Origin of the sequence: Stappia sp. BW2, from assembly GCF_008107695.1 — a bacterium.
Taxonomy (GTDB): Bacteria; Pseudomonadota; Alphaproteobacteria; order Rhizobiales; family Stappiaceae; genus Roseibium.
The window spans coordinates 126,017-137,895 of record NZ_VIRG01000058.1; the positions used below are offsets into that span (position 1 = coordinate 126,017).

At 59.1% G+C, this 11,879-nt stretch carries 10 protein-coding genes; 7 read left to right on the plus strand and 3 right to left on the minus strand.

All coding sequences use genetic code 11. The features are described from left to right. Positions 1-6: 6 nt before the first annotated feature. From FMN63_RS08780 to FMN63_RS08805, 7 genes are all read left to right on the plus strand, one after another. Positions 7-750 carry a maleate cis-trans isomerase family protein gene (locus tag FMN63_RS08780; RefSeq protein ID WP_148583587.1) on the plus strand — a complete coding sequence of 248 codons (744 nt, stop codon included), beginning with the start codon at positions 7-9 and terminating at the stop codon, positions 748-750. 208 nt (positions 751-958) lie between these two features. After that, positions 959-1,096, plus strand: coding sequence for a hypothetical protein (locus FMN63_RS29385; RefSeq protein WP_006937785.1), 138 nt, complete (start codon positions 959-961; stop codon positions 1,094-1,096). A gap of 110 nt (positions 1,097-1,206) precedes the next feature. Beyond that, positions 1,207-2,241: an aspartate-semialdehyde dehydrogenase gene (locus FMN63_RS08785; protein ID WP_148583588.1), complete on the plus strand. Its 1,035-nt coding sequence runs from the start codon at positions 1,207-1,209 to the stop codon at positions 2,239-2,241. A gap of 198 nt (positions 2,242-2,439) precedes the next feature. Beyond that, complete coding sequence (locus FMN63_RS08790; protein WP_148583589.1) at positions 2,440-3,171, plus strand: TenA family protein; 732 nt, start codon at positions 2,440-2,442, stop codon at positions 3,169-3,171. 13 nt (positions 3,172-3,184) lie between these two features. Continuing rightward, positions 3,185-4,078, plus strand: a complete 894-nt coding sequence (locus tag FMN63_RS08795) for a DMT family transporter (protein WP_148583590.1) — start codon at positions 3,185-3,187, stop codon at positions 4,076-4,078. 777 nt (positions 4,079-4,855) lie between these two features. Continuing rightward, on the plus strand, positions 4,856-6,496 hold the full coding sequence (locus FMN63_RS08800; protein ID WP_209001023.1) for a methyl-accepting chemotaxis protein: 1,641 nt from the start codon (positions 4,856-4,858) through the stop codon (positions 6,494-6,496). Between the two features lie 497 nt (positions 6,497-6,993). After that, positions 6,994-8,088: an HD-GYP domain-containing protein gene (locus FMN63_RS08805; RefSeq protein WP_148583592.1), complete on the plus strand. Its 1,095-nt coding sequence runs from the start codon at positions 6,994-6,996 to the stop codon at positions 8,086-8,088. A gap of 99 nt (positions 8,089-8,187) precedes the next feature. Here the strand turns inward: FMN63_RS08805 and FMN63_RS08810 are convergent, their stop codons facing one another. The 3 genes from FMN63_RS08810 to FMN63_RS08820 are packed head-to-tail and all read right to left on the minus strand — an operon-like array spanning position 8,188 to position 11,830. After that, a complete protein-coding gene (locus tag FMN63_RS08810; RefSeq protein ID WP_286192572.1) occupies positions 8,188-9,210 on the minus strand; it encodes a substrate-binding domain-containing protein in 1,023 nt (340 codons plus the stop codon). Positions 9,211-9,266: 56 nt separating this feature from the next. Next, entirely contained in the window at positions 9,267-10,295 is a 1,029-nt protein-coding gene (locus FMN63_RS08815) for an ABC transporter permease (protein WP_209001024.1), read from the minus strand. After that, positions 10,292-11,830: a sugar ABC transporter ATP-binding protein gene (locus FMN63_RS08820; RefSeq protein WP_286192560.1), complete on the minus strand. Its 1,539-nt coding sequence runs from the start codon at positions 11,828-11,830 to the stop codon at positions 10,292-10,294. The genes FMN63_RS08815 and FMN63_RS08820 overlap by 4 nt, the downstream gene beginning before the upstream one ends. Positions 11,831-11,879: the final 49 nt, after the last annotated feature.

Sequence of the window (11,879 nt, forward strand, 5' to 3'; positions counted from 1 at the left end):
AGCGCCATGAAACTGCCCTTCGACTGCGACACGGGCTCTGCCACAAAAGCCGCTTTCGGCCTTATCTTGCTGTCGGTTGACGAAACCATCGAGAGCGAATTCCGGCCCCTGTTTCATCAGGAGGGCGTCTCGCTGCTTCACGCCCGGATCGAGAGCGCTACTGAAGTCACTTCCGAAAAGCTCATGCAGATGAAGGCCCGGCTGACGGACACGGCCGCTCTTCTTCCAGGCACACGCCCGCTTGATGTCATTGCCTATGCCTGCACCTCCGGTGCAACGGTGATCGGCTCGGACCAGGTAGCTGGCGCGATCCAGCTGCCTCATCCGGGCGCTCTCGTCACAGACCCGGCCCGCGCGGTGATTGCCGCACTTGGACACCTTGGCGTCTCACGGGTCGCCATCGTCTCCCCCTATGTGGCGGAAGTCTCCGACGCGCTCTGCCGTCTCCTGGAAAAGAACGGCGTGACACCCGCCAGTGTCGGCTCTTTCGGGCAGGCGGAAGAAGCTGTTGTCGCAAGGATCAGCCTTCAATCCGTGGAAGACGCTATTTGCGAAGTCGGCAAGGATCCGGAGATAGAAGCCGTCTTTGCCTCCTGCACCAACTTACGTACGCTGCCCGTCATAGAGACTTGCGAAAAGCGTCTGGGCAAACCCGTCATCAGCTCCAATCTGGCACTTGCCTGGCACATGATGCATCTGGCCGGCTTGTCCACGGCGGGACGCGGACCGGGACGGCTGTTCACCGCGTGATCTGCTTGGGGGCGGTTGAAACGGGCCGGATCGCCCTGTTACCAAAGCGCCTCATCTCACGGAAATGCGAAGGCAGGGGCCGCCTGCCGGGCCCGGCAAAGCATCAATTCGTTCACTTAGCTGGCAACACCGGCCTATTCCTTGTTGACTCGCGGGAATTTCCGGGCAAAAACACCGCCGTCTCAAGTTTTGACGATTGCGAGCCCCGATGACCCGGCTGAAAGCCGACATTCTGGATATGATGTCCCAGGCCCTTGCCAGCGCTACGTTCATGCGCGGCGAGCCGCGGACGGCTGCAGCAACCGCTCTCAAACGCACTACCAAGACCACCAAGACCACCGCTTGACGGTGCCGCTCATCCCGCCTCCCCGGGGATGGGAGGCGCCGGGAGCCGGCCACGCCCATCCAGAACCGGGCGGCTGGCGAAGCGGGGAGACGGACAAGGACTAGTCAAAGATGGGTTTCAAGATCGCAATTGCAGGCGCTACCGGCAATGTCGGACGCGAGATGCTGGACATTCTCGCTGAGCGCGGTTTTCCGGCAGACGAAGTCGTCGCTCTCGCCTCCCGCAGGTCTCAGGGCACCGAAGTTTCCTTCAGCGACAAGACGCTGAAGGTTCAGGCCATGGAGAACTATGACTTCTCCGATACCGACATCTGCCTGATGTCCGCCGGCGGCACTGTCTCCAAGGAATGGTCTCCGAAGATCGCTGCCAAGGGCTGCATCGTCATCGACAACTCTTCCGCATGGCGCTACGACGCCGACGTGCCGCTGATCGTTCCGGAAGTGAATGCCGATGCCGTCGCCGGTTTTGCCAAGAAGAACATCATTGCCAATCCGAACTGCTCCACCGCTCAGCTGGTGGTGGCGCTGAAGCCGCTGCATGATCACGCCAAGATCAAGCGCATCGTCGTGTCCACCTACCAGTCGGTTTCCGGTGGTGGCAAGGATGCGATGGAAGAGCTGTTCAACCAGACCCGTGCTGTCTTCGTGAACGACCCGATCGAGCCGAGCAAGTTCACCAAGCGCATCGCTTTCAACGTGATCCCGCACATCGATACTTTCATGGAAGATGGCTACACCAAGGAAGAATGGAAGGTGCTGGCGGAAACCAAGAAGATGCTCGACCCGGCCATCAAGGTGACCTGCACGGCCGTGCGCGTGCCGGTCTTCATCGGCCACTCGGAAAGCGTCAACATCGAGTTCGAAAACGAGATCACCGCAGAAGAAGCGCGCAACATCCTGCGCGAAGCTCCGGGCTGCCTCGTCATCGACAAGCAGGAAGACGGCGGCTACATCACGCCTTATGAAAGCGCCGGCGAAGATGCGACCTATATTTCCCGCATCCGCGAGGACGCAACGGTCGAAAATGGCCTCAACATCTGGGTCGTTTCCGACAACCTGCGCAAGGGCGCGGCGCTCAATGCCGTTCAGATCGCCGAAGTTCTCGTCAACCGCGGCCTGATCACTCCGAAAAAGGCAGCAGCCTGATCAACAATTCAGACGGGCGCCTCTGGCGCCCGTTTTTTTGGGCCTACCGGCCGCTCGGGTGAAACCAGACACTGATCCCGGGCAGCCCCCCCCCCCTGAAAACGTCCAGACCACCCTCTCTACCCGGTCCGTCAAGCCAGGTGCTCCCTTCTTCCTCGTTCTGAGGAAGCGCAAAGGCCGCCAAAGAGTTCCGTTTCCATGCCATCTGAATTCAACGGGTCGTTCGCCGACTTCCTTGATCGCTTTCCCGGCAAATGTTTCACCGACTGGCTGGCAGCCCGGGCCGAGCCCTATTGGAGCGAGGCGACCGGCCACCCCTTCACAGTTGCGATCGGTGACGGCACCATGCCCGAGGCTGCCTATGCGCGGTATCTGATCGAGGATTACACCTTCGTCACCGATCTCGCCTCCACCCTGGGGTATCTCGTCGCAAAAGCCCCCGGCATGCCTGCCAAGTCCCGGCTTTCCGGTTTCCTGGCCCTGCTGACGTCGGAGGAAAACGATTACTTCCTGCGCTCTTTCGAGGCGCTGGGTGTGGAACCGCAGGTCTATGAAACCGCGGCTCAAGGTCCGGTAACCCGCGCCTTCTGGCAGCTCATGCTGAGGTCCTCCGGACAAGGCAGTTACGCCGAAGGGCTTGCCTGCCTGCTCTGCGCCGAATGGTGTTATCTGATCTGGGGCCTGCGCGAAGCCCGAAAGCCGCGCCCGGATGCGTTTTATCTAGCCGAATGGATCGACCTTCATGCCGTGCCCGGCTTCGAGGCCTTCGTAAACTGGATCCGCGCTGAAATGGACCGGATCGGCCCCGCCCTGCCAGAAGCAGACCAACTCCGTGTTGCGGATCTCTTCCGCCGGATGAGCAAACTGGAAGCCGCTTTCTTCGAAACCGCCTGGACCGGCGAACTGCCCGGCCCGCTGGAAGACCTTTAACGGATCTGAACCGATGTTTTCCTATGAAGCCGCAGCCCTCGGCGCGGCGGCCCTTTGGGCACTTACCGGACTGCTATCGACCGGCCCCGCCCAGCATCTCGGCGCCATTACCTTCAACTGCACACGCATGGTGCTGGTGACAATGATGCTGAACATCTGGGTGTTCCTGACCACGGGTTGGGGCTCCATCGGCCAGGAGCAGATGCTGCCTCTGATCCTGTCCGGTTTCCTCGGCATCTTTCTCGGCGATACGGCTCTTTTCCTGACGCTGAACCGCATGGGGCCGCGCCGGACCGCGATGCTGTTTTCGCTGAACGCACCCATGTCTGCGATCCTCGGCTGGCTGCTCCTGAACGAGGATCTGACCTCCACACAAGTGGTCGGCATTGGTCTGACGTTTCTGGGCGTTCTGCTGGCCATTCGGTTCGGCAAGCGCAAGTCCCAGCTTCACAAATGGGAAAACATCAAGGGTCCTGTCTGGATTGGTGTGCTTCTCGGCCTTGCCGCGGCGCTGTCCCAGTCGGCCGGGTCGCTGATTGCCCGTCCGATCATGGAAACTGGCGCCGACCCGGTTGCCGCCTCCAGCATTCGCGTCGGCGTAGCGGCGCTCGGGCTGCTGCTCCTGACACGCTTGCCGGTTCGTTGGGTCAAGCCGGCGGGAAACTTTACGCTTCCGGTTGTCGGTCTGGTCGCCATTTCCGGCCTGCTCGGCATGGGGCTGGGCATGACGCTGATCCTGTTCGCACTTTCGGGCGGAGAGGTCGGCATCATCGCAACCCTGTCGGCAACGACACCGGTGCTCATACTGCCGATGATGTGGTGGAGAACGAAGGAAGCGCCGGCACCTGGCGCGTGGGTGGGCGCCGCAGGCGTCGTCGCGGGCAGCGCACTTCTCTTTGTCAGCTAGACTGGCAGAAAAGGCCTATGGCGATCAGCAACTCATCAAGGATGAGGAAATATGGGAGCCGGCTTCTAACCAGTACGTTGCAGCAAGCTACAAGCGGGTTGTGCCGATCTCAACCGGCTCCCTAACGCCAGTATCAATATCTTATAAAAACACTCGAAACGAAGTTCGAGGACCGCCAACCCCCCCAAGAGGCAACCGGCAAAAAGTTAACTGACACCCGGCGCTACGTTGAAGCTTAAAAAAATCTCCTCCGCCGAGGCAGCAAGGTCATCTTATGCCCTTGCGTCATATCTACTATTCCCCAAATGGGGAATGTATCCTCACTTTCTCGCGAAAAGTGCGTAGGACGCCTTTTAAAAGACCAGAAACGGTGCGGAGTGGGCTGGCCTCCTGAAGGGCCAATGGGCACGACGCAGTGGCCAATCTCGCCCCATGCGCAATGCTGTTTTAAGCCCTCAGACGCCCTTCTGGGCAGCCCCTGACGCCAACGCCTCCTCCGTCTGCGGCATCGTTGATGGTTTGGTGCAGTCAGGGCAGAGCTCGCCGGAAAAAACATACAGAAAAGACAAGAAATGCACTCAAAACGAGTGAAAAGATTACAGTAAATCCGTGAAAACTGTCTCCCAATTAGGTGAACCTGCCTTCACTGATAATTTACGAAAATCATTAAGAATAATGACAATGTTTACCTTGGGGGTGGCTATGAAGAATTTACTGTCTAAGTTGAGTGTGACTTCAACGCTTGCAATTATTTCTGCGAGCGTTCTTGGAATTTCGATGATCGTTGTGGGCTTTATCCTCTACCAGGTAGCCCTTGGCCAGGCGCAGGATCGCGCCCAGATCAAGCAGAATATCAACCTGCGTGTTGCTGCCACGCTGCTGGAGGACCGCATCGACGGGGCAAAGGTCACCTGGGACGCAAAAAGCAACGTCCAGCGGATCGAAATCGCCGAAATGCCGGAATTCGAAAACCATGACATGATCGACGCCGTCGGGCGCATGACAGGCGAAACCGCGACTGTTTTTGCCTGGGATCCTGAAACGAAGGATTTCTGGCGCAAGACCACCAACATCATCAAGGGTGACGGCAAGCGTGCCGTCGGAACCCAGCTTGGCCAGAACGGCGCGGTTTATCCTGTCGTGACAAACGGCAAGACCTTCCACGGTCAGGCCACCATTCTCGGCAAGGACTATTTCACCGTCTATCAGCCGATCTTCTCCACCAACGGCGATATTCTCGGCATCCTTTACGCCGGCGTGGAAAAGGCTGCGGTCGAGGCACACGCATGGGAACTGACCAGCCGCTACGCAATGCTGGCACTGCCGGTCGTTGCCGTTTCCGTGATCCTCCTCATCCTTGCCATCCGCCGCCAGTTGCGCCCGATTACGAGACTTGCGGAAATCACCGATCAGATTGCGCAGGACAACCTTGCTGACGAAGTTCCCTTCAAGGAGCGTTCCGACCAGATCGGTACATTGGCCCAGGCCGTCAGCACACTGCGTCAGCGCGCCGTCGAGCGGATTGAACTGACCGAGAACCAGCGCACGTCCGAGGCTGAGGCCGTTGACCGGCAAAGCCGGGTTCAGCAGCTGATTGAATCCTTCCGGACCAATGTGTCCAACGTGCTCAACTCGGTCAACGAAACCGTGCATGGCCTGGAAGGCACCGCAGGACGCCTCTCCGACCTCTCCGGCCAGAGCGCATCAAGTGCAACAGAAACGCTGAATTCTGCCGATGAAGCAACCTCGAGCGTCCAGACCGTGGCCAGTGCCGCCGAAGAACTCTCCGCTTCCATCAGCGAAATCTCCCGCCAGGTGGCGCAGACAACGGAGGTTGTTGGCCGTGCAACCGAAGGCACGCGCGTGACCAACGAGAAGGTGGAAGGCCTTGCGGCTTCCGCTTCCAAGATCGGTGAAGTGGTAACCCTCATTCAGGCAATTGCCGAGCAGACCAACCTGCTGGCCCTCAACGCCACCATCGAGGCGGCACGCGCTGGGGAAGCCGGCAAGGGCTTCGCGGTCGTCGCGGCTGAAGTGAAGGAACTGGCCACCCAGACCTCCAAGGCAACCGAGGAGATCAGTGCGCAGATCACCGCCATTCAGGACGCCACGAAGGATTCCGTCGGTGCGATTGCGGAAATCACCAAGATCATGGAAGAGGTGAATTCCTACACCAGCACCATCGCCGCAGCCGTGAGCCAGCAAGGCTCGGCAACCGGTGAGATATCGCAGAACGCCCAGAACGCTGCCGAAGGCACCACGTTCGTCTCGTCCTGCATGTCCGACCTCTCAAGCGCCGTCAATCAGACGTCAGAGGCCTCTCACTCGGTTCTCGACGCGTCGGAATTGCTGTCGGCGCGCACGGAAGAGCTGAAACAGGAAGTGGAAACCTTCCTGAACGGTGTCGCTGCTGCCTGACACCTTCGGAAAAGACTTTTCCTTTCGGAAGGCGCGGTTCCCCAACCGCGCCTTTTTTGTCTTTGGCAGCTGCTGTCTCGTCATTATCGCGCGCTGATGCCGGATCACTTCAGGCGTGGGCCGCCCAACACCCGTTTCCTCCAGGACGTCAGAACCACGCATCGTCGAGCCGGACATTGGGGTGTGGGCTCATAAAGGGCGACGGCAAGAAAACTCGCCGATGCATGGTTGCAAAGACATTTCTGCCGGCACAGCCGCAATTTGCGCTTCTCACCGCCAGCAAATCGTTCTTCCATTGCATATAGCAATAACGAAACAGCCCAAAGCTTCACAGGAAATCTGCCGCAGAGAGCGCTTAATCGATTAGATCAGAAATGTAGTCACCGTGATATCTGGGTAATACTACTGGTAAGTTATACTAAGGTTTTTTAGGGCTTTTTTAGGTTTTTTCTACAATTCTTGTCCTGACCCAAAATTGTTTCAGATGCCGATTGATCATGATTCAAATCTTAATTGCGGCAGAGGATTTCGGAGCGTTTCCATCGCGATTTGCGAAGATCGCGACCCTCTATCCGACGAAAAGAATTGGCTTTTCTGAAACCAGTTTTCGGAAGATCAAGCCGCGTTCGCTCCTGCTTCTCGATTTTCTTGATCTTGGGTCTGCCCAAATCGATATCTTGCGGGCTTTTTCGAAAAGCGGCCAATCCGTCCCGACAATCGGTATTGTCGACATGAACAGCCGGCAAAATTTGCTGCAGGCACGCGAACTCGGATTTTACAATTTACTCGACCGCGAGGAAAAATTCGCGGCCCTGTTCGAAAAGATACGCGAAGTCGTGGGCGACTACTCCAAACCCACACTCCCCAGCCGGTTTTCGGAAACGATCGTCAAATCGGTCGAAACAACCAGCATGGGCTTGAACCTTATGTCGGCGGCCGCCCTTTCCGGAGCGCCGTTGCCCACGCGGTTTCTGGCAACCAACGCCCAGGACATAAGTTCCGCAATCATGACGGACGGTATCGACAATTGGCTCAGTGCGGTCCAGTGCCATCACAGCCATACGTTCTGCCACACGATGATGGTCGCCGGTCACACCGCTTCGTTTACGCGTTCACTTGGTTATTCCGAGGCAGACCAGGCACTGCTTGGCCTCGGCGCACTGGTCCATGACCTCGGCAAGGTCAAGATTCCGCTCTCCATCCTGGACAAGCCGGGCAGGCTGACCAGCGAAGAACGCATACTGGTCAACAAGCACCCGCAATACAGCGAAGAAATTCTTGCAACCCGGCAGGAACTCCCGAAACAGGTCGTGGAGATGGCCCTGTGGCACCATGAATTTCTGGATGGAAGCGGTTATCCGAACGGCTTGAAGGGAAATCAGATCCCGCAACCTGTCAGACTGCTGACAATCGCCGACATCTATTCCGCCCTCACCGAAAAACGGGCTTACAAGGAAAGCCTCAGCCCGCGTCAGGCCTTCGCGATCATGTTTGAGATGAGTGGCAAACTCGATATGTATCTCCTGCGTAAATTCCGTTCCCTCGTGCTGAGTTCTGACTTCGGCCATGTCCGCCGCAAGGTGCGCGCCTGAGAACGGCAGGCGAACGTTTGCAGCCCTGACAACAAAAATCCGGCAACAAAAAACCCGGCGCGCGAGCACCGGGTTTTCGAGTGCGCTGTGAGATTGGTCTCAGCGTGCCGGAAGCGGAATCCACTCGGCAACAGACACGTCGGCATGCTGGAACTGCGGCATCTTCTGGCCCAGTTCCTCCATGTTCTTGACGTCCTGTTCGTTGAGGAACTCCTGGGTGATCAGGGTCGGCGGCACAACAACCTGCTTACCCGGATCTTCCCCGGCCAGCATCAAGGCCAGCGTACGCACGCTGACTTCGCCAACCACTGCCGGGTTGGTTGCAACCGTTGCCGCCCAGGCGGAGTCCGGTTCGCGCATGGCGGAGATATCGGCCGTGGAAACATCGGCGGAATAGATATCGATGTCCTGGTTGAGACCGGCTTCGTCAACCGCGATCTTCACGCCCTTTGCGAACTCATCGTAAGGGGCGAAGATGACGCTGATGGTCGGGTTGGCCTGCAGAACCGAGCGGGCCTGGTTGGCAACCGAATTGGCAATCGGGTTGTCGAGCGTGCCGAACATGGCCGCTTCCGTGATGCCCGGGTTGGAATCCTTGACTTCCTTCCAAGCGACATCGCGGCGATCCAGCGGCGCAATACCCGGCACATAGACGTAACCGGCGGTAAAGGTATCGCCGTTGTCCTTGATCGCCTGATCCAGAGCCAGTTTGCCAAGCAGATAGTCGGACTGCTCGATCTGCGGGATCGCGTCGTTTTCAACGTTGACGTCGAAGGCGACAACCTTGATGCCCGCCTCGACGGCGCGTTGTGCGGCAGCCTTCATAGATTCGGTCAGGCCGTGCTGAATGATGATGCCGTCGACACCAAGCGCAATGGCCTGGTCGACCATGTCGGCCTGAAGGGCTGCATCCTGGCGGCTGTCGAGAACGCGCAGATCGACGCCAAGAGCGTCTGCCTGTTTTTCAACGCCCGACAGATAGGACTGGAAGAAGTCGCCGGTGGATAGGTAACGCACCAGGGCGATCTTGACGTCTTCCGGCTTGTCGAAGGGGGCCGGCATGTCGGCTGCGAAAGCCGCTCCGCCGGAAAGCCCGATCCCGGCGGCAACCGCCAACTTCATGAATTCACGTCTCAGCATTTGTTTTCCTCCCAATGGAAACGGCGCCATTCAGGGCGTCACGCTGTTCTCCGGCCCCCGCGTCGCGAGGACAGGTAGAATGTGAAGACAAGGGCGGCGACCAGTACGGCGCCCTTGACGAAATCCTGCATGTAGTAAGGGGCGTTCATCATGGTCAGCCCCTGAAGAAGAATACCCACGAACAGCGCACCTGCGGCCGTGCCGAATGCGTTCGGCCGGGCGGCGCCAAGCACCGCGAACCCGATGAGGGCGGCAGCCACGCTGTCGAGCAGAAGATTGTTGCCCGAGGCAATGTCCCCACGGCCCAAGCGCGCGGCCAGCAGAATGCCACCGACCGATGCCAGCATGCCGGAAATCATGTAGGCAACGATCTTGTAGCGCTGCACGTTGGTGCCCACCAGTTCGGCGGCCCGTTCATTGGATCCGATGGCATACATCAGGCGGCCATGGCGCGTATACCCCAGGAACAACCAGATCAGCAGCGCGATCAAAAGGAACACCACCACCGGCACCGGAAGCAGGCGGTCCAGGAACAGATCGAAGCGGTGCCGGCCAAGCCACAGGAATGCCGCGGAGAAGGTTCCTTCCGCAACGCCGCCGTCGCCCAGGCTCATCCCGGTCGCAATCGAATTGCCCTGGGTCGGAATGCGCTGCAATCCGATCAGCAGGAACATCATGCCAAGCGTTGCCAGAAGATCCGGGACGCGCATCTTCACGATCAGGAAGCCGTTGATCAGGCCGACAACCGCACCCATAACCAGGCAAAGAACGACAGCCACAAAGGCGGATTGCTCCAGCACCACCATGGAATAGGCCGACAGCATCAAGGCCGATGTTGCGACCGAACCGATGGACAGGTCGAACCCGCCCACTACCAGCGTACAGGTGACCCCGAGCGCCAGGATGCCGGTAATGGCAACCGACTGCAGAATGAAGACCGCCGAGCGCGGGCTGGCAAAGCCGCTGGCATAGAGACTGAAGAAAAGGGCCAGTCCGCCGAGCAGGACGAGGAAGCCGTAGCGGATGGCAAGTTCGAGCGGGGTCTTGTTCATTGTTCCGGTATTCATACTGCCATTGCCTGCGTTGCCGCCTCGCGCTGTCCCTGCCCGTTTGCCGGTCCGGAGACATCCGCGACCAGACGGTTAAGGTCGACGTTCTTGTTGATGTATTCGCCGACAATCGCAGCCTCGTGCATGACGACGATGCGGTCGGCGATTTCCAGGGCCTCATCGATTTCCGCCACGAAGACGAGCGTCGTTCGCCCCTTTGCGGTTTGCCGGATGTAATGACCGATGTCCCGCCGGGCGCCGATATCGACACCCTGGAAAGGTTCGTCCAGCAGCAGGACGCGGCTCGCCTGCAGCAGCCAGCGGCCGATCATGACCTTCTGCTGGTTGCCGCCCGACAGGGTGTTGATGCCGTCGCTGTTGCCCTGACAGACGATGCCGATCTTGCCGATCATCTCATCCGCGGCCCGGCGCTGACCGCGTTCGCTCAGGAAAGAAAACCGGCTGAACGCCCCCAGGAAAGGCAACGTCATGTTGTTGGCAATGTCGAAGTCCGGCACCACCGCATTCACGCTGCGGTCCTTGGGTGACATGAAGACACCCTTGGAGACGGCGTCTTCCGCGCTTTTGGGTGTGTAGGCCTTGCCGTCCAGCCGCAAGCTGCCGCCGGCCGGTTTTGCCAGACCAAAAAGCACTTCCGCGAGTTCCGTGGTGCCACTGCCGAGCAGACCCGTCAGGGCAACCACTTCGCCTTCGCGGGCGGTCAGCTCGATCTGCGGGCCGTTTTCGAAAAGACGAACGCGGTCGACTTCCAGGATCGGATCCCCGCCCGTGACCGGGTCGATGTCCACCTCGGTCATCTGATGGCCAAGCATGGCGTTGACCGCACCGACATAGTCCAGCGGCTCTGTCTCAAACAGGCCGGAGATCGCCCCATCGCGCATGGAAACGATCCGATCCGCCACGCGGCGAATGTCCGACATGCGGTGGGAAATATAGAGAACGGCAACCCCTTCAGCACGCAGCCGGTCGATCAGCGCAAAAAGTCGATCGGCTTCGGAAGCCGACAGGGAAGAGGTCGGTTCGTCCAGAATGAGCAACTTCGGCGACCGGGCCATGGCACGGGCGATTGCGATCATCTGACGGTCGGCGACCTCCAGGTCCGCAACACGGGTGCGCACATCCATCGACAGGCCCATGCTTTCGGCGACCTTGCGAGCCTGCCGACGCAGTTTCCTGTCGTTGACGAAAAAATCAGCGCCCGGTTCGGTGAGCAGATCAAGCGTCAGGTTGGTGGCGACATCGAGATCCGGAATGACACCGTCATCAATGGACTGGTGCACGGTCACGACGCCCTTGGAGATGGCATCGGCCGCATCGAGAGGCTTGAAGGGCGCACCGGCCAGCTCGATCTCGCCAGCATCGGCAAAATGATAGCCGCACAGGACTTTCACAAGCGTCGACTTGCCGGCGCCGTTGGCTCCCATCAGCGCCGTGACTTTGCCGGCACGCAGCTCCAGATCGATCCCCCGAAGCACGTGGTTACGCCCGAAGGACTTTTCCAAGCCGCTCAATTTACAGGTGACGTTTGACACCTTTCCTCCCGATGTTTGGCGAGTTCCTCCCCCGCTTCTCATCGTTACA